Below are 21,827 nucleotides of genomic sequence, written 5' to 3'. Positions count from 1 at the left end.
CGGGGCCGCCTCAGCCGCCGCCCAGCCTGGTGCCCTTGGTCTCGGTGACCGCGAAGGCCACGAAGAAGGCCGAGAGCAGGGCGAAGGCAGCGTAGATCACGTACCCGGCCGACAGGTTCCACTCGGAGAGCGCCGGGAACGACTCGCTCACCGCCCAGTTGGCGATCCAGTTGAAGGCCGTGGCCACCGAGATCGCCGCCGCGCGGATGCGCAGCGGGAACATCTCACCCACCATGACCCACAGCACCACGCCCCAGGACGCCGCGAAGAAGAACACGAAGGTGTGCGCGGCGACGAGCGCGACGCCCGCCTGGAGGTCCGGAAGGCCGATGTCGTCACCGCTGCCGGTGGTGCCGGAGAAGGCCCAGGCCGCGAGCGCCAGGGAGACGGCCATGCCCAGGGAGCCGGCCAGGGCCAGCGGCCGGCGGCCCACCCGGTCGATGAGCAGCATGGCGACGACCGTGCCCACGATGTTGATGATGGACGTGGACAGGCTGATCAGCAGCGACCCGGACTGGTCGATGCCGACGGACTGCCACAGCACGGACGAGTAGTAGAAGATCACGTTGATGCCGACCAGTTGCTGGAAGACCGCGAGGCCGATGCCGGCCCACACCACCGGCAGCAGCCCGGCGCGTCCGCCGAACAGGTCACGGACACGGGGCTTGTGGGTGTCGCGGAGCGAGCGGGCGATCTCGGCCAGCCGGGCGTCCGCGTCGGTGTCCGGGCCCTCGATGTCCCGCACCGCCCGTCCGGCCTCCGCGAGCCGGCCCCGGGCCACGAGGTGGTGCGGGGATTCGGGGATGCGGGTGGACAGTACGAAGTACAGGACCGCGGGGACGAAGGCCGCGAGCAGCATCCACTGCCAGGCGTCGAGGGGGCCGAGCGCGCCCTCGCTGCGCCCGCCGGCGCTCTGGGCGATGGCCCAGTTGACGAGCTGGGAGGCTGTGATGCCGAGGACGATGGCGGCCTGCTGGAAGGAGGCGAGCCGGCCCCGGTACTCCGGTGGCGCGACCTCCGCGATGTAGGTGGGCCCGATCAGGGAGGCCAGGCCGATGGCGATGCCTCCCACGAAGCGCCAGGCGCCCAGGTCCCAGGCGGAGAACGGCAGGGCGGAGCCGACGGCGGACACGGCGAAGAGGACGGCGGCCACCCGCATGACGCGGAGCCGTCCGACGCGCTCGGCCAGCCGGCCCGCGACGGCCGCGCCCAGTGCCGAGCCGAGGAGGGCCACGGCGACGATGGTGCCGGTCCGTCCCGCGCCCACGCCGAAGTGGTGCTGGATGCCGGTGACCGCGCCGTTGATGACGGCACTGTCGTAACCGAACAGGAAGCCGCCGAGGGCGGCCACGGCGGCGATGAACGTGACGCGGCCCAGTCGCGCGGCGGGCGGTGCCGCGACCGGCGGCGGAGGAGAGGAGACCATGGGTGACGAGCCTTTCGCTCAGGAGGTGGGGAGCCGGCGTCGGCGGTGGGACGCGGACGGCGTCCGGCCTCCCAGCCTGGGCGACCCGTGGTTCACCGTGATCCGTCACATGACTGCGAAGGGGCCACCGCGTCCCGCCGGGACACACACCCCGGTATGCACCGCCCCCCCGGGGGGGGGGGCGACGCTTCACACGTGTGCCGACAGCCCGGACGGGCAGTCTTTCAACCGATGCGCCCCCGGCCTGCGCACCGGAGGATGACGTCCGTCATCAGCACACCGAAGGGCGGAGACCGCATGGGCACGCAGGAGTCGGGGAACGAGCGCGGAAGGACCGCCGGCGGTTTCCGCCCCGTCCACCGCATTCGGGTACGCCGCCTGTTCACGGAGAGCGGGCCGGCCTGGCAGACCTGTTCCCTGCGCTACGACCCGGACGCCCCGTACTCCGTGCTGGTCGCCCTGCACCAGCTGTGGCGGGCCCCGGTCCGGTGGGAACTGTCCCGGGACCTGCTGGCGCAGGCCGCCCACGGTCCCAGAGGGGCGGGGACCTACCGGATCTGGCCGTCGCGGCGCTCCTTCGCGTCCTCGCGGCCCAGGCTGTACTTCAGTTTCCAGACGCCGGCGGAGCTCGTCACTTTCGAGGCGGACCGGGCCGAGGTCCTGAACTGGCTGGACGGAACGTTCGCACGGGTGCCCAGGGGCACGGAGTCGGACCGGCTGGACTGGGACACGCTGGAGGGGAAGCTGCTGGGCCGGCCGTGAGCGAGGCGGCCTTGCAGAATCACACGTGTGATCCTCTCGAGACATGCCACATATCATCGGGGTGTTAGTCGTATGACAGATGGCTAGTGCGCATCGGTCGCCTAAGGTGCGATCGTCCGGAGACACCACCGACACCGGTGCCCCCGGTCACGCGATCACTCGGCTATGTCAACAACGCGGTGATGGGCAGATGAACACGAACTTGGCGCACCCCTGGGGGCCGGCGCACTCACGACCTGGTGACGCGTCGCCGCTGACACTCGCCTCGACGGGCGATGACACCGACGCCGCGGAGGATGCCGCGGCGTTCCTCTCCACGGTGGAGGGCGTGCGGCTGGTGGCTTGGGCGGACCGGGACGACGCACGTGTCGCCGTCGTGTTCGCCGACGCGGCCGGAGACCGGGCCCTGCGCCTGGTCGGCGAGGCCGCCGGCGCCCCGGGCCGACCGGTCCTGCTGGTGGTGGGCTCCATCGACGAGGACACGCTCTGGCGAACGGTCTCCCTCGGCGTCACCGGAGTGCTGCTGCGGGACCGGCTCCACCCCGCCCAACTGGTGCAGGCCGTGTGGAGCGCGCTGCGCGGCGAGCCGCCGATGTCCCCCTCTCTCGTGTTCACGCTGCTGGATCGCATGCGGGCGGTCCAGGCACAGTGCGCGCGGGCCGCCGGGCTGTCCCCCCGTGAGGTGAGCGTGCTGCGCATGCTGGCGGAGGGCATGACCACGTCGGAGGTAGCCCAGCGGTTCAACTACTTGGAACGGACCATCAAAAGCGTGCTGCACGACGTCATCACGCGACTCGGCCTGCGCAACCGCACGCAGGCCGTGGCGTACGCGATCCGCAGCGGTGTGGTCTGGCATAGGGGGCCGCTCACCGGCGCGCACCGCCTTGCGCAGCGGCGGGGGGCTGGTCCCGTCCCCCGCCCCCGAGCAACTGGAGCACGACGTGTCCCCCTCCGCCCCCGTGACCTGTCAGGTACCGTCCGGCCGGGCCTTCACCTTCTCGCCCCCCGCGGTTCCGTCACCACCCGCCCGGCCGTGATCAGCGACCACGAGGCCGTCGGTGCCATGCACACGCGCTCCAGTCTGGAGTCCCGCTACAACCGTTACCAGAGCGCCCGTGGTGGCCCCAGCCGACGTGAGTGGTCCGCCCTCGTCCGCCCCGGCACCGGGGAGAGCTACGTCTCCCGGCCGGACACCGAGCCGCTGCGGGTCGTCTCCGTCTGCCACCTGCTGCACACGCCCACCGAGGGCGTCGGCGAACTCGGCATCCTCGTGGAGGACGCCTGGCAGGACCTCGGTCTGGGGACGGCCCTGGTACGACACGTGCTGGACCGGTCCCGGTGCCTGGGCCTGCACACGGTGCTGGTGATGACCGACTGGTCCAACCACCGCATGCGGGCCATCTGCCGCACACTCGGCTCCCGCACCCTGCGCGTCGACGGGAGCGTCCTCGAACTGGCCCTGCCGGCGGCCCCGTCGACGGCGGGGCCGTACACGCGCGGACGCGGTCGCCGGGCTCGGTGAGCCGCCGCGCCCACCGGGTCACCGGCTGCGCTGCGGTGTCCCCCACGGCGTGCCGCAGGACTCGTCGTAGGCGTCCAGAGCGTCCCGGAGCGCGGCGCGCGAGGTGACGCCGAGCTTGGGGAAGACCCGGTAGAGATGAGCGCCGGCGGTGCGGGGCGAGATGTTGAGCTGGCGGCCGATCTCCTTGTTCGACAGCCCGCTGGCGGCGAGTTCGGCGATACGGCGTTCCTGCGCGCTCATCGCGACGCCGTTCCCCGAGTCGGGCATCCCGACGCCCACACCGGCGGCCCGCAGTTCGTTGCGGGCCCGCTGGGCCCACAACGGTGCCTTCAGCCGCTGCTCGAACAGTTCCATGGCGGTGCTCAGGTGGACCCGGGCAGCCGTGTACTCCCGGCGACGGCGCAGCCATTCGCCGTACAGCAGGCGCAGACGGGCGTAGTCGTACGTCCACAGGTCGGCGTCCGGCAGTGCCAGCGCGGCCTCGTAGAGGGGGCCCGCCTCGTCGTCGGGGGCGGCGACGGCGGTGGCCAGGGCGAGGATGACCGCCAAGTGGGGGGAGACGGTGTCCAGCCGGGCCCGCTGTCCCGCCGCCACGTGTGCCCGGGCCTCGGCAGTGCGGCCGGTCCGCATCGCGGACTCGACGAGGTCCACGAACACCCGCTGGTAGTGGGGGAAGTGGGAGGGCAGTTCGCCCGGCGGGGTGACGGCGATCGCCTGCTGATACGCCTCCTCGAAGTCGCCCCGGCCGATCGCGGCGCGGGCCCGCGTCTCCGGTACGGCCGCCAGCAGGAGCTGCATGCGCCGGGGCTGTGCCCAGGCGATGATGGTGTCACAGTGCTTGCGCAGCGCCTGTTCGTCGCCGCGCCCGGAGGCGACCATGGCCAGGGCGTAGGTGAGGATGACGTGGATGAGCTGGTAGTCGTGTTCCGTGGCGTCCGCGATGCCCCGGGAGGCGATGGCCTCGGTCTTGTCCCATTCGCCCCGCATGAACGCTTCGTGGGTCCGTGCCACCGGCCCGAAGCGCAGGCTGTCGTACCGGGCGGGCCCGATGCGCTCCCGCCACTGGGCGTCGTAGAAGGTGAAGCAGTCGATGTACATCGCCGTGTAGATGAGCCAGTTGACGCGCCACAGGGAGGTGGTGGGCGACAGGGTGTCGGCCACTCGTTCCAGTCGTTCGCGGACGCCGTGCGCGGTGCGCGCGGGGTCGGCCACGGCGTCGAAGCACATGCGGGCGGCCTCGGACATCCTGTCGCGCACCTCGTACACCCCGGGCCACAACTCCGCGCGCCCGCCCCAGACAGCGGCGTTGAGCAGGACGTAGAAGGCGTCGTCCGACGCCTCCGGGTCCTCGGCGGACTCGCTCGTGGAGGCCGTCCGCATGAAGGGCAGCAGGATGCGGAAGACCGCGTCCACGTCACCCTCGCGGTGGAACTGCACGTACGCCGCGGCCGTGGCGGCCCGGAACGACTCCGTGCTGTGCGCGGTGGCCAGTTCGTGCGCCGTCTCCAGCAGGCCGCCGATGCCGGCCGCGAACGCGGCCTCGTCCACGCGGCGGGACCGTTCCGCGGGGTCCTGGCTCAGTTCGGCCGCCCGGCGGAAGGCCGCGGCGGCCTCCGCCGCACCGCCGCGGGCCAGGGCCCGCTGGGCGGCCCGGGTCAGCTCCACGGCGACGGCCTCGTCCGGTGCGTCGGCGGCGTGCGCCAGGTGCCACGCCCGGCGCTCCGGGTCGGTCTTGTGCACCTCGGCCAGGGCCCGGTGCGCCGCCCGGCGCCGTCCTCCCGGCGACATGTGGACGACGCAGGAACGCGCCAGGGGGTGCCGGAAGGTGATCTGCTCGGCGAGGTGGTCGAGGCGGACCAGCCCGGCACGCACGCAGGTCTCCAGCATGTCGTCGTCCCACTTCTCACCGGCCTGGGTCGACGCGGCGAAGATGTCCCGCAGGTTGCCCCGGCGCTCTCCCGCGAGGGCGGTCAAGAGCAGTGCGAAACGTGCCTGGGGGGTAAGCGCGCTGATACGGTCGGCGAAGACGCTCTCCAGCCTGCTGCTGAGCGGCAGGGTCACCGGGAGGGACTCCTCGCCGTGCCGCTGCGCCTCGGTGAGCTGGGTCGGCAGTTCCACCAGGGCCAGCGGGTTGCCTTCCGCCTCGTCCAGCAGGCGTCGGCGGGTCGACTCCGCGAGGCCGGGGTGGTTGCTGTCCAGCAGCGTCAGGGCGTCCGCCGCCGGCAGCGGGCCAACGGGCAGGACACGCAGGCCCGTCGCGTCGAAGGCTCCGCCCGATCCGCTGCGGCCGGCCATGACGAAGGCCGCCCGGCAGCCGGTGAGCCTGCGGGTGATGAACGTCAGGACCTCGGCGCTGGAGCGGTCGATCCAGTGCACGTCGTCGACCACCACCGACAGGGGCCGGCGCCGGGCGGCAACCTGGATCAGCGCCAGGGCGGCCGCCGAGATGGCGAAACGTCCCGGCGCCGCCCCCTCCCGGACGGAAAGCACCTGCTCCAGCACGCCGCTCTGGAAGTCCGACAGTTCTGTCACGTGCTCGAACAGGGGGTGGAGCAGTTGGTGCAGAGACGAGAACGCCAGTTCCTGCTCGCTCTCGACGCCGACCACGTGCAACAGGCGCAGCCCGCGCTCTTTCGCCCTGTCCGCCACGGCTTCCAGCAAGGCGCTCTTGCCGACTCCGGGGTCGCCCTGGAGCAGTAGGGCCGCCCCCTCGTTCTCCGTGTCCGCCAGCACCGCTTCCAGCGCGCTGAGTTCGGACGCACGGCCTACCAAAGACACCGTTCCTCCCGCGCCGGCGGGCGTCTTCCCCGCCGACACGCCATTGTGGGAGGGCTCGGGATCACGGCGCATCTGTCAGTCGACTGGCGACTCCCACCGGTCCGGACGGTGGGGGGCACCTCGCGGTCACACGTACCCGCACGTTCCCAGGTTCAGCCGGAGTACGACCAGAAGCCGCCGAACGGTGCCCGATGGGGCAGTCGGCGGGGACTCAGCGTGTGAGGACGCCGAGAGCCAGGTCCAGTGACCGCATGGAGGCGTCGGCGTCCCCGGTGGCCTTGCCCCGCAGGGCACCGCCCTCGAAGGCGTCGATGAGGAAGGCCGCCAGGTCGCGGGCGGGCTCCGAGGAGGTGATCTCCCCTGCCTCGCGCCCTTGCTCGATGATGTCAGCCAAGGCGTCGGTCCATTCGCTGAGGCTGCCGCGAACGGCCGAGCCGACCTCGTCGCCCGCCGTCGGCGTCTCACTAGCCATGGTGACCAACAGGCAGCCGAACTCCACACCGGTACCCTTGGTCCGGGCCGCCTGCCCGGCGAAGTGGGCCCGCAGCCGCTCCACCGCCGGGCGGCCGTCAGCCGCCTCCAGCATGGTGAAATCCGTACCGTCGCTGTAGCGGCGGACGATCTCAGCGGCCAGCTCCTGCTTGCTCTTGAAGTGGTTGTAAAACGACCCCTTCGGCACCCCTGCCGCGCTGGTGATGTCCTGCACGCTCGCGCCGTTGAAACCTTGGCGACGGAACACGGTCTCCGCGTGTTCGATCAGCTTTCCTTTGACGCTCACCTGGGGCATCTATCCAATATGGCCGGTCTGCTTGGCCTCGTCAAGACTCCCGTCGCCGAGCAGCGGGCGACACCCGCTTGACCACTAATACGACCGGCCATATTGCCTGATCGTCGATCGGCCGAACGCTGTCGCGGCCACCCGGAAAGGACGCGATCATGGCCAGTGACACTTCCGCCCGCCCCAGACTTGCGTTGAACACCCTCGGTGTCGCGCTGGGTCTGGCCGGGCTGACGGGGACGTGAAGCGCGGCAGGCGATCTCCGCGGAGCGCCCGGCGCGGTCGGTGACGTGCTGTGGACGGCAGCGGCCGGGGCATGGCTCCTGATCCTCGCGCGTTACCTCGTGGCCGCCGGTCCCCACGGCGTCGCCGAGGACCTGCGCCACCCGGCCACCGGCCCGTTCGCCGCTCTGGCACCCGTCGTCGGTTCGCTCCTCGGCGCCCGGCTGGCGCAGGAGCAGCCCGCGCTGGGCCCTTCCTGGTTTGGTCCATGCTGGTGCTCAGCGCGGCGTTCGGCGCCTGGTTCGTGGCCACACTGCTCACCGTGCCGCGCGAGGCGAGGGCCTTGCACGGCGCCTATCTGCTGCCGACCGTGGCGGCGTCGTTGATCTCGGCGCAGTCGGTCGTCGCCACCGGCCACCGGAGGGTCGCCACCGCGCTGTTCGCCGCGGGTGTCCTCTTCTGGCTGCTGATCGGCGGGCTGCTGCTGGTGCGGTTCGCCACCGGGCCCGCCGTTCCGGAGCAGTTGCTGCCGACGCTCGCGGTGTTCTCCGCGCCGCCCGCCGTCGCCGGCAACGCCTGGCGGGCGATCGCCGGCCCCGGCCAGGACGAGGTCCTGCCCGCCCTGCTCGGCACCCTGGCGGCCCTCCTGCTGCCGCACCTCTTCCTGCTCCCCAGGTACCTGCGGATGAGGTTCACCCTCGGCTTCTGGGCGTTCACTTTCACCCTCGCCGCCAGCGCGACCTACGGGGTGCGCATGCTGTCCCTGTCGCCGTCGACCTGGCACACCTCCCTGAGCTGGACGGTCGTCGGGACCGCCACCGCGCTGATCGGCGCCGTGGCCGCCCGCTCCCTCGCGTTCCTCCCCCGGCCGCGCCGTCTTGCCCACCCCGGACGCGTCCAGCACACCTGACCGACCCGTGTCACCTACATGTGGGTGCGTCCCCCACGGACCGCTCCCCCTTCGCAACAACCTGAGGCCGCGACCTCCAGCCGGACCACGCGGCCTCCGCGCTACGGCGGCCCGGCCCGCACGGCCGTAGCCCGTCGCGTACCCCTGACATGTGACATGTGCGCCCACAGAAGGGCCCCGGCGGGCCATGATGGTCGTGACAGGTGAGCATGTCCGGAGTGTCACCCGCGTAGACACCTGCCCACGTGTGCTCCCGAGGTGGGTAGCATGCGCACCACCGTCCTCAACGAGGGAGTGAAACGTCGTGACCAGCCAGTCGACAGACACCGTCCGATCGCGGCTGGTGGAGCAAGCCGCGTCGGACCTGGAGGAGAACCGCCGTCAGCAGCGTGAACTGACCGAGCGGATGGCGGTGTTGCAGCAGGAGGAAGCCCTCCTGACGGACATCCTGGACCTCGCCCGGCGTTACGAGGGCATCGCGGACCGGTCCCCGCTCCCCGAGCAACTGCGGGACGGGTCGGTCACCGCGAAGACCAAGCGGACGACCGGAGGCACGGCTTCGCGACGCTCCGGCGGGACCGCCGCTCCGGTGGGTGGGAGGACGAAGACCGGTGCGAAGGGGAAGACGCAGCGGCCCCTCCTCGGCGACCTGCTGCTGGAGCTGCTCGGCCGGCACGACGCCCCCTGCGCAGCCGCGGACCTGCGCGACGAGCTGCTGGAGGCGCACCCGGATCGCAACCCGACGCCACAGGTGGTGCGGAACACCCTGGAGTCGCTGGTCGCCAAGGGCCGCATCCGCCGCCACAAGGAGCAGCGTTCCGTCATGTACACCGTCGTGCCGGAGGCGAAGAGCTGAGGAGCGGGCCACGGCTCCGGCGCATACCACGAACGGGATTCCCCACCCGGCGACCGGACCTCCCGCTCCACACGAGTAGAGGCGCGTCAGTCGAGGGCTCGATACGCCCAGAGGCCCAGTAGTCGACGGCGCCCTCGCCGGACACCCGGCCGAGGGAGCCGCCGGGGTCATTCGCTGTCGTCGGTGGTGCCAGGGCGGTCGCCGCGGTGACGGCTGCCGAGCGGCATCCCCCGCATCCGTGGTCAGCACCTGACCCATCCATGTCGCCTCGACCTGCTCGGGCTACCGCACGGCCGGTTCCGCCTCGACCAACGTGCTGCGCAGCGCCGTGACGAGGCGGCCACGGCTCACGTCCCCAGGGTCGCGCCCGATGTCGCCCCCCGAGAGACCACACGCCCGCGCACGCTGCATGCGTGGGCGGCCTACATTTCCGCACGAGTCTAATAACTGCGGGCCTGAAGCAGACTCGATACCGACGGCTGCGGACGACACTTCAGTGCCGCCACGATACGGCGATCTCTCCACATCGCCTTCTCCACCAGCAGGCAGGGGCGATGCTCCGCTAAAGCGCGGGGCGGCCTGGACTAACGGCCGTTGGGTCCAGGCCGCGGAAACATAGCAGCGAACCGCCGGTTAGCCAAACCGGCGGCTCCGCGGACAGTTGGGGGCTACCGCGCCTACCTGCGTCTGCGCACTGCATACCCGACGCAAGCAACATCCACCAAAACGAAGGAAATTAATGCACATAAGGGAAAGCGAGCCTGTGAGCGCCCGATACAGTCCCGCGCATATTCCTGCCACTTGGAACGGAACGGGGAGCGTGGAGGACGCCGCAAGGGCGTTTGGGTTTTCGCGAGCGAAGGGGTACGACCTGATCCGCAGGGGGCGGTTTCCGTGCCGCGTGCTTCGCATCGGACGAAGCTCGCGCGTCGTCACAGCGTCCCTGCTCCGCATGCTCGAAAGCGGAGAACCGGAGTACAACGAAGCCCGCAGCTGATGCCATCGGCGCCCTGAGCCAGTGACGACGAGGTCCCGCCAAACACTCGGCGGGGCCTGGTCGTCTCACTGACGCCCCTATAACGCGGGGGCGCGGGAAACTGGTCTGACCAGGTTGAAGACCTCGCGGGCTGCGTATCGCTTGAGGCATCGGATGATCTCACGACGGGTCTTGCCCTCCTGGGTGCGGCGTTCGAAGTACGCCTGGGTGCGCGGGTCGTGGCGCAGCCGGGTGAAGACGATGCGATGCAGGGCGGCGTTGGCCTGCCGGTCGCCGCCGTAGTTGAGCCGGCGCGTTCTTCGCCGGCCGGAGGAGTACTCGATGGGGCTGACTCCGCAAAGGGCAGCAAAGGACGCCCCGGTGTTCAGTCGCTCGGGATTGTCTCCCATGGTGATCAGGAGAGTGACGGCACTGTCCGGACCGATGCCCACCGGTTCGAGCAGCTGTGGGGCGTGGTGTTCGACGAGCCGGGTCAGGCGTTGGTTGAGTTCATTGATCTGCGCGGTGAGCTGTCCGATGCGCTCGGCGAGCATGCGTAACGTCATGTGGGTGGCCTGGGTCACCGCGTCCTCGTCTCCCCCACCGTCATGCGAGTCGAGGCGCGCGCAGGTGCGGAACAGCTCGGCGTTGCCGAGGCTCGACATGCGTTCCCGCAGGGCGGAGTCGGCGATGACCAGGACGGCCTTGAGCTGGTTGATCGCCTGGGTGCGGGCCTTGACCGCGGAGTCCTTGGCGAGCTTGTAGATCCGGGCGCTGTGCACGGGTCCGTCGCCGGACTTGGCCCGGGCCTGGGCGCGACCGCTGAGCACGGCCCGTGCTGCGGCCTGAGCGTCGAGCGGATCCGACTTGCCGAGCAGCCGGCGGGCCGTGCGGTCGGACCGGTTCACTTCGAACACCTCGACGTGTTGAGCCAGCAGGTACCGGGAGAGGCCCGCTCCGAAGGTACCGGTGCCCTCCACGCCGGCCCGGCGCACCGTCCCCCGCTTGCGGGCCCAGACGAGCAACTTTCGGTAGCCGGCCGCCGTCGCCGGAAAGGACTCGGTGCCCAGGATCTTCCCGAGCGGGGAGACCACGGCGGCGACATGCACCTCGCCGTGCGTGTCCACGCCCAGGACCACCTCGCGCCGATTGGGCGGATCCATGCTGGAGGAGGTGCTGCGTTCTCTGGTCGTCATGATGGTTCGCCTCCCACGTGCTGACGTGCTGGGTGGATGGCACCGGCCCGCTCGGTCGGTCTGAACCGTGATGGCGCCTGGAACTCGGCAAGGCCCCTATAGGGACACGCCCTGTGGCTCGGTACCAGCAGAAACCATCCCGCAACGACAGTCGACAGGCCTGTGACTGGACACTTCGGTCAAAGATCTCAAGAGTCAGACCCCCGTACGGGACGGCATCGCGCAACCGTCCCATCGTCCCCGGTGCATCAGCACGTCCCGACCACAGCCGGATGGCTTCGCCCGAACCAGTGCCCAACCTGGCTGGAGCAGGCTGAGAATGAGCCGAATCCCCGCCCACTCGTGACCGGCAATGACGGACAGCCGTCTGGCCCGCCGCACGGTCGTCCCTTCATCGACCATCGCACGAACGGCTTCGAGTCCTCTTTCTGGTACACGGCTGTGCACAAGTCATATAGCGGGCACCGACGGCCCGCGATGCGGCGAACTCGGTGCGCTGGTGGCGTTCCCGCTCCCGGTGGGCCTGGGCTATCTACTGCAGGACGATCCCGGCATCAGCGGGCCAGTCCTATTTGAAAGAAGCGGACTTAACGTCTAATCAGGGGCTTGGCGACTGAGTCCTGATTCCCTCGGTAAGGGCCCGTCGGCCCTTACCGGTGCGCCGGGTGGGTGTGGTTGCCAGGACTGTCGCGGGGTCGGACCTGCCGCCGTCACCAGGGGAGTGTGCCGGCGCGATCGGTCACCGTGCCGGTGGGCGTGTCGGGCCCCAGGGTGGCGATACGCACCGCCGCCTCCGCGCCCTCCTCGACGCTCTGCCCGATGTGGCCGGTGAACTCGGTCGCGGTCTGGCCGGGGTCCACCGCGTTGAATCGGACGTCGGGGATCGTCCTGGCGTACTGCATGGTCAGCATGGTGACCGCGCTCTTCGACGAGCCGTAGGCGGCGAGCGGATACTGCGACTCGACCCGCTCCGGGTCGTGGGTCAGCGTGAACGACCCGAGACCACTGGTGACGTTGACGACGGACGGGGCAGCCGCCTTCCGCAGCAGGGGCAGGAACGCGTGCGTGACGCGCACCAGACCGAAGACGTTGGTTTCGTAGACGTGGCGGATCTGGTCGGCCGTCATGTCCTCGGGGGCCGTCACTTCACCGAGGATGCCGGCGTTGTTGACGAGAACGTCCAGGTGGCCGGCCCGCGCGCGCAGCGTCTCGACCGCCGAGCCGGCCGGCGGCCTTGCGTCCGTTCCCGGCGTCCCGGGCTCCGATCCAGACCGTCTGGCCCGCCTGGACGAGTCGGCGCGCGATCTCGTGGCCGAGGCCCCTGTTGCCGCCGGTGATCAATGTGGTGGTCACGTCGTGTCTCTCCTGTGCGTGTCGTCGGAGCGGGTGCTCCCGGAAAGCGGTCACCGGGAGCACCCGCGGGATCGGTTCGCGGCGGTGCGGCCCGCCGGCGTCGATGCCGGCGGGCGTCCGGCGCTAGTGGGCGGGACGGAACGGGCGCAGCAGGCGGATGCCGTCCTCGATGGATCCGTCGATCAGCTCGAGCATCTGCGGGACGAGTTCCCGCATCCGGGGCGCGGCGAGGTGTGCGTCGAGGTGGGCGCGTGTCTCCCAGCGTTCGTAGATGACGAACTCGCCGGGTCGGCCCTCGACTTCGTGGGCCTCGTAGTCGATGTTGCCGAGGTCGTTGCGCGAGGGGGTGACGGCGGCGGTGATGAACGCCTTGAGGTCGTCCTCCCTGCCCGCCTTCGCCTTCGCGTCCCAGACGACGGTCACGTAGCCGGTGGGTGTTGCGGTCATGGTCATTTCTTTTCTGTTCCGGGCTGACGGGCTGTGTGTCGGTACCGGGCCGGTGTCAGCTCTCGATGAAGTCGAGGAGGTCGGCGTTGACGGTGTCGGCGTTCACGGTGCACATGCCGTGCGACAGTCCCGGGTAGACCTTCAGGCGCGCGTTCTTGACCAACGTGATCGCCATCTCGGCGGAGTTGGCGATCGGGACGATCTGGTCGTCGTCGCCGTGCATGATGAGCGTGGGCACGTCGATCGCCCGGAGGTCGTCGGTGAAGTCGGTCTCCGAGAACGCCTTGATCCCCTCGTAGTGCGCCTGCGCGCTGCCGGTCATTCCCTGACGCCACCAGTTCTGGATGACGCCCTGGGAGACGTCCGCGCCCGGGCGGTTGAACCCGTAGAACGGCCCGGAGGCGAGGTCGAGGTAGAACTGGGAGCGGTTGGTGGCCACGGCCTCGCGGAAGCCGTCGAAGACCTCGACCGGCAGCCCTCCCGGGTTCGATTCGGTCTGGACCATGAGCGGCGGGACCGCTCCGATGAGGACGGCCTTGGCGACCCGCCCGGCACCGTGCCTGGCGACGTACCGGGCGACCTCGCCGCCACCGGTGGAGTGGCCGACGTGGACGACGTCGCGCAGGCCGAGGTGCGCCACCACGGCGGCGGCGTCCGCCGCGTAGTGGTCCATGTCGTGCCCGTGGCCGACCTGGGCGGAGCGCCCGTGCCCGCGGCGGTCGTGGGCGATGACGCGGTAGCCGTGCTGGACGAGGAACAGCAGTTGGGCGTCCCAGTCGTCCGAGCTCAGCGGCCAGCCGTGGTGGAACATGACCGGCCGACCCGAGCCCCAGTCCTTGTAGAAGATTTCGGTTCCGTCGCTGGCGGTGACGAACGGCATGGTCTGCTCCTCGTGGTCTCGCCCGGGTACCGGGCGGATTCGATGTCTCCACGAGAATGGCTCGGCCACCGTACCGACAGCCTCCGTCAGCTGACTGACATCCGGCCGACGGCTCGCTTACGTCAGTACCGGGGCAGTGCTGAGACCCGACCGGTAGCTCTCACAGCCCGGTGGCCGGAAGTTCGGGAGGCAGCGCCTCCAGAGCGTCGCGGAGCCCGGCCCGCGACGTGATCCCCAGCTTCGGGAACACACGGTAGAGATGCGACGACACGGTCCGCGGCGAAAGGAACAGATGCGACGCGATCTGCGGGTTCGACAGCCCCGTCGCCGCCAGCCTGGCGACCTCCAGCTCCTGCGGGGTGAGGGCCTCACCGGCCTTGCCCCGGCCGGTCCGCGTCATGCCGGTGGCGCGGAGCTCCGCCGCGGCCCGGGCCTCCCACGAACGGGCCCCGAGTTCCTCGAAGCGGTCGCGGGCGGCGGCCAACTGCACCCGGGCGTCACGGTTGAGTCCTTGCCGGCGCAGCGCTTCGCCGTACACCAGACGAGCATGGCCGACCTCGAAGGGCCACTGCTCGACGCCCGGCAGTGCGAGTGCCTCCTCGAAGCACCGGACCATGTCCTCGGCAGCCGATGTCATCGCCGTGACCGTGGCCGAGCTCAGCGCGAGCCGCGACGAGAGGTGGCCGACACCGGCGTCGCGCAGCGCGTCCGCGTGCCGTCGCGCCTCCTCGTGCCGCCCGGTGCGCACGGCGGCCTCGACGAGGTCCGGCGCGGACCACACGGCCTCGGGGTTGAACGGCGGCAGCACACCCGGGGCGCAGATCGCTGTGGCGTGCCGGAAGGCCGTCTCGAAGTCGGCGGCGCCAAGGGCCGCCCGGGCCGCCGCTTGGTGGGCGCAGTTCTCCAGCCGCCGCAGTCTTCTGGGCCCCGACCACCCCCAGACGGCCTCGCAGTGGCGGCGGCACGCGTCGAGGTCGCCGCGCTGGGCCGCGGCCATCGCGGCGATGTAGTGCCCCACCTGGGCGAACAAGTGGTATCCCATCTCCTCGGACAGGGCGATGAGCTCGTCCGCGGCGTCGGCCGACGGCTGCCACCGGCCGGTGTACAGGTCGTCCAGGGCGACGAACATCAGGGCCGGCATGCTCGACCCCACCGCGCCGCCGTCGCGTATGACCCGGGACACGGCCTCGCGACAGCCCGGAAGCCGGTCGAGGTAGGAGGCGGTCAGGGCGGTGCGGATGACCACGTCGGCGTCACTCTGGTCCCTCAGCCGCGCGATCTCCTCGTCCAGGCGGCGCAGCATGCCGTCGGTGAGGGAGCCGAGGTTGTGGTGGACGCGCCCCAGGGACGCCGCGGCGGCGGGCGACGCCGCGGGAAGCTGGGCGAGTACCTTGGACAGAGGCTGCCAGTGCTCGGGCCGACCCGAGTACTGGCTGGCGAGCGTGAGGGTGAACAGCGCGGTCTCCAGCTCGCCGGACGGCGGACCGGGCGACATCGGCGCCTGCTCGATCGCCTCCATCAGCAGCGCGTGGGCGGTGTCGGCGTCCCCTTCCGTGACGAGCACGAGGAAGCCGGCCGTCGCGGCCGCCGAGAGCGACCGGGCCGCCGGATCGCCCTCGACCTCACGCATGATCTCGTGGCTGACCTCCAGATGACCCGCGACCCAGGCGGCGACGTAGGCGGCCTGCGACAGGCGGCGTCTGCGGACCATCCGGTCGGGGCTCAGCTCGGCCGCGCGCCGCAGCCTCGCGATCGCGCCGTCGGCGTCACCGCGTCGCAGGCTGCTCCGGGCCGCCGACTCCACGACGGCGGCGACCGCCTCGTCGGGCGCCGTCGTGGCTCTCGCGAGGTGATCACCGCGCCGCTCGGGCTGGTCGGCCAGCGCGTCGGCCAGCCGGCGGTGGGCGCTGCGCCGCTGCTCGCCGGTGGAACCGTCGACCACCGCGGCCCTGACCAGTGGGTGCCTGAAGCGCACCACGCGGCCGTTCTCCGCGACCATGACCAGGTGGTCGCGCTCCGCGGGAGCGAGCCCGTCGAGCCCGCCCGGCCCGCCGGCCGCCTCGAGAATGCCGATGTCGCCGGAGCCCTCGAGAGCCGCGAGCAGCAGTACCTCGCGCGTTCTGTGCGGCAGCCGCCCGACGCGGGCGCTGTATAGAGCGCGCACGTCCCGTCCCTGGCCGCTCGCCCACCCCGCCCCTTGGCCGTGTTGGCCGCCGGACGCCCCGGCGAACTCGAGCAGAGCCAGGGGGTTTCCCTGCGCCTCGTGCGCCACGGTCGAAAGGACCCGACGGGGGAGGTGGGCGAAGCGCCGGGACAGCAGTCGCAGGGCGTCCGAGTCACCCAGCGGCGCGATCTCGAGCTCCGGCAGACCGGTGGACCGGAAGGATTCGTCGGACTCCGTTCGCCCTGCTCCGAGCAGCCCGATGCGGCGACCGCCCAGTCTTCTGGCGACGAAACCCACCGCAGCCCGGCTCGCCTGGTCGACGGCATGAAGGTCATCGACCACGAGGAGCAACGGCCGCTCCTTCGCGGCCTCGTCGAACAGGGACAGTGCCGCGTTCAGGACGGCGATCTGGCTCGGCGCGGGACCGGCGCCGAGACCGAGGGCGACCTCGAGGGCCTCCCGCGTGGAACGCGGCAGACGACCGAGCTCGTCCGGCAGCGAGCCGACGAGCTGATGGAGCCCCGCGAAGCTGATGTCCGTCTCGTACTCGTCGCCGCTCCCGCGGACGACCCGCATTCCCTTCGCCACCGCCAGCTCGGCGGTCGCGTCCAGGAGCGCCGTCTTCCCCACCCCCGGATCACCGGTGAGCAGCAGGACGGCTCCGTCCATCCCGGCCATGTCCAGGAACGCCGCAAGCTCTGCGAGCTCGCCCTCCCGGCCGACCAGCCCAGTCGGGCCGACACCCATGCCTGTCCTTGACTTCGCCCACATCCGCCGTGTCCCTCGCTCTGCCTCGCGAGACGGTCGAACCACCAGCCACGCACTTGACCAGCGATTATCGCACCCACCGGCAAACGGAGTGTGAAGCCATCTGCTTCGCCGACACCCGCAGCTCCCAGACGAAGATCATGCAGAACACCCGTCGGGCGCTGCGGCCCCACCGCAACGACAGCACGAAGGTCACGCGGGTCATCGTGCCGGTCTCTCCCCCGGCCTGGCAAAGACCCGGCCGGCATGGTCGCCTCCGCCGGCTATCGCCCCTTCGTCGCCGTCCTCCGAGGCCTGCGCAGTCGTGATGAATGACTCGTCGAGCAGCTCGCCTCCCGCGCCCGCACCGGCGGACAGCGCAAGATCCACGTCCGACGCGACGAAGACGGACGGATCATCGGTGCCGACACCGGCGGCGAGGACGTCGTCCAGGGCCAGCGGGTTCGCGGTGCCGAGCGGGTGCGTCCCCGTAGCCGGTGTGAACAACGTGTCACCGTCGTTGAGCAGGTGCACCGGGCGCACGGCACGGGCGCCGTCGTACGCCGTGCCGGCCAGGTTCCCACGGCGGCGAGGGTTCCCTCACAGAACTGGCACCGCGACGCTTTCCTCGCCCCTCCCACGCTCCGGGCTCGTCCCGAGCGCCGTCAGCGTCACCCCGGCTGCCACCGCCAGCGCCGCCACCAGCCCCGCCGCGAGCACCGCCCAGTGACCCAGGAACGTACAGACGACCACCAGCAGCGCCGTGGCCGGCAACACCGACTGCTGGGCGATCCCCACCTTGTAGAAGCGCGAGTGCAGCGCCCACACCGTGAGCAGGAACAGCGCTGTCGGCAGCGTCACCGCCGCCGACGCCGACAGCGCCGAAAGGTGCGCCTTGCCCACCGCCTGCTCCACCGCCACCTCCAGGCCGGCCCCGATCGCGGCACCCGAGACGAAGATCAGGTAATGGCCGTAGCCCCAGAGGAAGGACTGCCGGTTGGACCGGAGGTGCCCGTGGATGGGGACCGCGAAGTACACCCACCAGGCGGCGAAGATGATCAGCAGTCCGCCGGCGGCGATGGGCAGCAACTCACCCAGGGCCTCGTGCTCGTCGATCCCCGACTTCACGGCGACGGTGGCCGCCGCGATGGTCTCGCCGAGCACGATGAGCGTGAGCAGCCCGTACCGTTCGGCGATGTGGCGGGGGTGCCACGGCGTGGGGTGGACCCGCTCCGCATACAGCGGTACGGCCATCTCCAGCAGCGCCATCACCAGGAAGACCCACGGGCGGCCGGCCTCCGGCAGGGCCAGTAGCCCCAGCCAGCCGATCTGGCACAGCCCGATGGCGTACCGCAGCGCCATCGTCCGCTCGGGGCCCTGGCTCGACCGCGCCACGCGCAGCCACTGCGCCGTCATGGCGAGCCGCATGATCACATAGCCCAGGATGACGACCAGGTACGCGTGTTCCTCGAACGCCTGGGAGACGCCTGCCGTCAGGACGAGCACGCCGGCTATCTGGATCAGCGTGACGATCCGGTACAGCACGTCGTCGTTGTCGTAAGCCGAGGCGAACCACGTGAAGTTCATCCACGCCCACCAGATGGCGAAGAAGATCATCAAGTAGTTGAGGATCCCCTCGCCCGTGTGTCCCTCGACCATGGCGTGCACCAACTGGGCGCCTGCCTGCGCTATGGCCACGATGAAGCACAGGTCGAAGAAGAGCTCCAGTGAGGAGACGCCGCGGTGGGTCTCGTCGCGGCCTCGCGCCGTGAGCCTGCGCAGTGGTCTGTGGTGTGCGGGCGCCGCGGAGCACACCGGCGGCGGAGCCGGGCTGCTTGTCATCTGGTGAGCCAAGCTCCGAAATGCCGCTGCAGTCGGGGATTGATCTGCCAGACCATCGCTGCTGCCGCCGCCGGGACGAGTACGGCGAGTCGCACCGGCAGGGACAGATCCTCCAGAACAGGGTTCGTGGCCAGGCCCAGCAGGACGATGGTGGGGTAGATACCGCACACGGTGAGGAGCCACAGTTTCCAACGCCGGACGGCGGCCGGAACGGTGGGGCCGAGCCGGGGCTCGGCGTTCGCGGACGCGTCCCGGCTCTGCTCCCAGAGCGTGTGCCGGATGTCTGTCACTGCCGGTGGGCTTGGCAGTCCAGGATCGTCGGCACCGTAGGCATGGGAAACAATTCTCTCGTTCATGGACCACTCCAAATCGAAATGCTGCGTGTCGTTGTGATTCCACCGGTTCCTGCTCGACCGAGGCGATGTTGGCGCTGCGTGATGGGCTGCCCGCGCAACAGCGGCAGCAGTTGCCGGGTGAGCAGCACAGGGCTCAGATGGTTTCGCTGGGTCTCGGCCAGAGCGGACAGGTCGGCGATGTATTGCTCGGCCCCGAAACGCTGCGCGATCGGCACCGGTCGCTGCGGGGCACGACCGTGCAGAAGTAACTGGTGCACGGCTTCCGCAAGCTCCTCAGCCAGAGCGAGACCAAGACCGTTCGTCGCTCCGGTGATCAGAATCGACGCCTGGTGCAACCTTCCCGTGCAGGGGTCAAGGCCGACGGCCCGGCGCCCAGGTGGGCGCCGGGCCAGGTCATGATCTGATCAGTGAGCGGACTGGGCGTGGTCCTGCTCCACGTACACCTTGAGGGCCTGGAACTCCTCGATCGCTCGCGGGCCGCACAGATAGCCGTAACCGCTTCCCTTGACGCCGCCCTCCTCGAAGTCCTCGCTGATGGCTCCCCAGGTGTTGATCCATACGGTGCCGGTGCGGATGCGCCGGGCGATCCGGCGGGCCTTCATCGAGTCCGAGCTGAACACCGAGGCGGCCAGACCGTAGATGGTGGCGTTCGCCTTGGCCACGGCGTCGTCCTCGTCGTCGAAGACCTCGAACGTCTGGACCGGACCGAAGACCTCCTCCTGCACGATCCGGACGTCGGTGCGGTCCACCTCGATCAGGCTCGGCCGGTAGAACGCACCGGCGGCCAGCGGGCCGTCGGTGACCACACCGCCGCGCAGCAGCACCGTGCCGTACGAGGCGGCTTCCTCGACGATCGCGTCCACCCGCTGGGCGGACGCCCGGTCGATCACCGGACCGAGCTGGGCCTTCTCGTCGTCGCCCGACCCGAGCCGCACCTGCGCGAGCGCGGCGGTGAGCCGAGTGCGCACCTGGTCGGCGATGTCCCGGTGAACCAGTACGCGGGAGCCGGTGCAGCAGAACTGCCCGTTCATCAGCACCAGCGACTGCACCACAGTGGGGATCACCATGTCCAGATCGGCGTCGGGAAAGACCACCATCGGCGCCTTGCCGCCCAGTTCCAGACCGAGCCGCTTGAGCGTGGTGGAGGCCGCAGCCGCGATACGGCGCCCGACCGGCGTACTGCCGGTGTAGTTGATCACGTCGACCTTGTCCGAGGAGACCAGGAACGGGGCCCCGGTGTTGCCGGACTCGGTGAACACGCTGACCACGCCCGCCGGGATCTCCGGGACCGAGGCCAGGACCTGCGCGAAAAGCTCATTGGTCAGTGCCGTCTGAGCCGGAAGTTTGACCACGACGGTGCAGCCGGCGGCCAGCGCCGGGCCCAGTGCCCGCACGGTCAGCATGATGGGAGAGTTCCAGGGAGAAATGATCCCGGCGACACCGAGCGGCTCGGGCACCGAGTGGGTGTACTGGCCGGGTGCCGTCTCGGCGGCGCGCCCGGCGGTCTGGGTGCGCACAGAGGCCGCCGCGTACCGCAGCCACCCGACCGCACCGCTGACCTCCCACGTGGTCTCACCCAGCAGCTTGCCGTTCTCCCGGGACAACATGGCCGCAACCTCGGGTACCCGGGCCTCGAGGGCGTCGGCCAGCCGGCTGAGTGCGGTCGCCCGGAGCGAGGGAGTGCGCGCCCATTCGGTGGTCGCGAACGCGGCGGCGGCGGCGTCCACGGCGGCCGAAGCCTCTGCCTCGCCACCGTCGTAGAACGAGCCGACGACGGTGCCGTCGGCCGGGTTGATCGATTCCAGAACCGAGCCGGAGCCGGTCCACTGTCCGTTGATCCAGTGCTGCGCGATGGTGTTCATGGTCCGCTCCTCGTGGTCTCGCCCGGGTACCGGGCGGATTCGATGTCTCCACGAGAATGGATCGGCCGCCGTGCCGACAGCCTCCGTCAGCTGACTGACATCCGGCCGACGGCTCGCTTACGTCAGTACCCGGGCAGTGCTGAGACCCGACCGGTGGCTCTCAGTGGACGTTGAGTCCGCTTCTGATAGCGGCCTCGTCCCGGCTGCTCGAGGAATCCTTGGCGGGCGAGTCGTCCCAGGCGGGAGCGGGTGACGTTGATCGAGGGCTCGTCGGTGGGCAGGTCGAGGTGCTCGTGCAGATCGCGGACACGGAACACCTTCTCGGGGTGCTCGTTGAACGTGGTCACGATGCGCTGGTAGACGGTCGCGGTGGCGGTCTCCGCGGGGGCCGTTCCGGCGTCGGGTGGGGTGAGGCCGTCGATGACCTTGCGGGTGGCGGCGAGCTCGGCCAGGCGGGCTTCGGTCTCGGCAAGGTCGGTGGTAAGCCGCTCGATCTGCTCACGCAGGTGGTCAGCGCGAGCTGCGGTCTCATCGTGTTCGGTCTGCAGCAGCCGCAGGAGTTCACAGACGTTCACGCGGCCAGCTCCACGTCGTCCCGCCAGGCAGCGGTGGGGGCGGTGAGGCGGCGGAGCATGCCGGCGGTGGCGGCCCAGTGGACGCGGGAGGCCGCGTTGTCGGGCCGGTGATCGTAGTCCCGGGCGAGGCGCCGCTGCAGCATGAGGGTGCCGTTGACCTGCTCGACCACGCACC

17 protein-coding genes and 3 pseudogenes are annotated in these 21,827 nt (G+C 70.6%); 6 read left to right on the top strand and 14 right to left on the bottom strand.

Going from position 1 to position 21,827, the window contains the following annotated elements; all coding sequences use genetic code 11:
- Positions 1–10: 10 nt before the first annotated feature.
- Positions 11–1,426, bottom strand: coding sequence for a sugar porter family MFS transporter (locus AB0A94_RS34070; RefSeq protein WP_361750234.1), 1,416 nt, complete (start codon positions 1,424–1,426; stop codon positions 11–13).
- A gap of 297 nt (positions 1,427–1,723) precedes the next feature.
- Here AB0A94_RS34070 and AB0A94_RS34065 point away from each other — a divergent pair, with 297 nt between their 5' ends.
- Together AB0A94_RS34065 and AB0A94_RS34060 are read left to right on the top strand one after the other, a co-directional pair.
- Positions 1,724–2,188: an SsgA family sporulation/cell division regulator gene (locus AB0A94_RS34065; protein WP_361750232.1), complete on the top strand. Its 465-nt coding sequence runs from the start codon at positions 1,724–1,726 to the stop codon at positions 2,186–2,188.
- Between the two features lie 190 nt (positions 2,189–2,378).
- On the top strand, positions 2,379–3,710 hold the full coding sequence (locus AB0A94_RS34060) for a GNAT family N-acetyltransferase (protein ID WP_361750230.1): 1,332 nt from the start codon (positions 2,379–2,381) through the stop codon (positions 3,708–3,710).
- An 18-nt stretch (positions 3,711–3,728) separates the two neighbouring features.
- On the opposite strand, the gene AB0A94_RS34055 is transcribed toward AB0A94_RS34060, so the two are convergent.
- Positions 3,729–6,488: an AAA family ATPase gene (locus AB0A94_RS34055; protein ID WP_361750228.1), complete on the bottom strand. Its 2,760-nt coding sequence runs from the start codon at positions 6,486–6,488 to the stop codon at positions 3,729–3,731.
- Positions 6,489–6,699: 211 nt separating this feature from the next.
- The gene (locus tag AB0A94_RS34050) at positions 6,700–7,275 is read right to left on the bottom strand and encodes a TetR/AcrR family transcriptional regulator (protein ID WP_361750226.1); all 576 of its coding nucleotides are present in this window, start codon (positions 7,273–7,275) and stop codon (positions 6,700–6,702) included.
- 481 nt (positions 7,276–7,756) lie between these two features.
- Between AB0A94_RS34050 and AB0A94_RS34045 the strand changes: the two genes are divergently transcribed.
- From AB0A94_RS34045 to AB0A94_RS34035, 3 genes are all read left to right on the top strand, one after another.
- Positions 7,757–8,398, top strand: coding sequence for a transporter (locus tag AB0A94_RS34045; protein ID WP_361750224.1), 642 nt, complete (start codon positions 7,757–7,759; stop codon positions 8,396–8,398).
- A 304-nt stretch (positions 8,399–8,702) separates the two neighbouring features.
- Positions 8,703–9,254, top strand: a complete 552-nt coding sequence (locus tag AB0A94_RS34040) for a hypothetical protein (protein WP_361750222.1) — start codon at positions 8,703–8,705, stop codon at positions 9,252–9,254.
- Positions 9,255–9,993: 739 nt separating this feature from the next.
- On the top strand, positions 9,994–10,251 hold the full coding sequence (locus AB0A94_RS34035; RefSeq protein ID WP_106411694.1) for a helix-turn-helix domain-containing protein: 258 nt from the start codon (positions 9,994–9,996) through the stop codon (positions 10,249–10,251).
- Positions 10,252–10,328: 77 nt separating this feature from the next.
- Here AB0A94_RS34035 and AB0A94_RS34030 read toward each other — a convergent pair whose 3' ends face one another.
- From AB0A94_RS34030 to AB0A94_RS34010, 5 genes and pseudogenes are all read right to left on the bottom strand, one after another.
- Entirely contained in the window at positions 10,329–11,426 is a 1,098-nt protein-coding gene (locus tag AB0A94_RS34030; protein WP_361750220.1) for an IS110 family transposase, read from the bottom strand.
- Positions 11,427–12,136: 710 nt separating this feature from the next.
- A pseudogene (locus AB0A94_RS34025) lies at positions 12,137–12,779 on the bottom strand (SDR family NAD(P)-dependent oxidoreductase).
- A gap of 123 nt (positions 12,780–12,902) precedes the next feature.
- Positions 12,903–13,226 carry a putative quinol monooxygenase gene (locus AB0A94_RS34020; protein WP_043382939.1) on the bottom strand — a complete coding sequence of 108 codons (324 nt, stop codon included), beginning with the start codon at positions 13,224–13,226 and terminating at the stop codon, positions 12,903–12,905.
- 55 nt (positions 13,227–13,281) lie between these two features.
- Entirely contained in the window at positions 13,282–14,106 is an 825-nt protein-coding gene (locus AB0A94_RS34015; RefSeq protein WP_136319584.1) for an alpha/beta hydrolase, read from the bottom strand.
- Between the two features lie 160 nt (positions 14,107–14,266).
- Positions 14,267–17,017 carry an AAA family ATPase gene (locus AB0A94_RS34010; RefSeq protein WP_361750218.1) on the bottom strand — a complete coding sequence of 917 codons (2,751 nt, stop codon included), beginning with the start codon at positions 17,015–17,017 and terminating at the stop codon, positions 14,267–14,269.
- A 116-nt stretch (positions 17,018–17,133) separates the two neighbouring features.
- On the opposite strand from AB0A94_RS34010, the pseudogene AB0A94_RS34005 reads away from it, so the two are divergent.
- Positions 17,134–17,461 (top strand): annotated as a pseudogene (locus tag AB0A94_RS34005) (helicase); the annotation flags it as partial.
- Positions 17,462–17,617: 156 nt separating this feature from the next.
- Here AB0A94_RS34005 and AB0A94_RS34000 read toward each other — a convergent pair.
- The 6 genes and pseudogenes from AB0A94_RS34000 to AB0A94_RS33975 all read right to left on the bottom strand — a co-directional run.
- Positions 17,618–18,859, bottom strand: coding sequence for a low temperature requirement protein A (locus tag AB0A94_RS34000; protein WP_361750216.1), 1,242 nt, complete (start codon positions 18,857–18,859; stop codon positions 17,618–17,620).
- Positions 18,856–19,149 (bottom strand): hypothetical protein, encoded by a 294-nt coding sequence (locus AB0A94_RS33995; RefSeq protein WP_361750214.1) that lies wholly within the window; start codon positions 19,147–19,149, stop codon positions 18,856–18,858. Before AB0A94_RS33995 ends, AB0A94_RS34000 begins: the two co-directional genes overlap by 4 nt.
- Positions 19,150–19,211: 62 nt before the next feature.
- The gene (locus AB0A94_RS33990) at positions 19,212–19,550 is read right to left on the bottom strand and encodes a hypothetical protein (protein ID WP_361750213.1); all 339 of its coding nucleotides are present in this window, start codon (positions 19,548–19,550) and stop codon (positions 19,212–19,214) included.
- 69 nt (positions 19,551–19,619) lie between these two features.
- The gene (locus AB0A94_RS33985) at positions 19,620–21,077 is read right to left on the bottom strand and encodes an aldehyde dehydrogenase family protein (protein WP_361750211.1); all 1,458 of its coding nucleotides are present in this window, start codon (positions 21,075–21,077) and stop codon (positions 19,620–19,622) included.
- A 122-nt stretch (positions 21,078–21,199) separates the two neighbouring features.
- Complete coding sequence (locus AB0A94_RS33980; protein ID WP_361750209.1) at positions 21,200–21,652, bottom strand: hypothetical protein; 453 nt, start codon at positions 21,650–21,652, stop codon at positions 21,200–21,202.
- Positions 21,649–21,827 (bottom strand): annotated as a pseudogene (locus tag AB0A94_RS33975) (IS5/IS1182 family transposase); the annotation flags it as partial. The gene AB0A94_RS33980 and the pseudogene AB0A94_RS33975, both read right to left, overlap by 4 nt.

The sequence above is a fragment of the Streptomyces sp. NPDC044984 genome (assembly GCF_040646935.1).
Lineage (GTDB): Bacteria > Actinomycetota > Actinomycetes > Streptomycetales > Streptomycetaceae > Streptomyces.
Note: the sequence above shows the minus strand (reverse complement) of the source record. Positions and strands in the feature narration are given on the sequence as shown.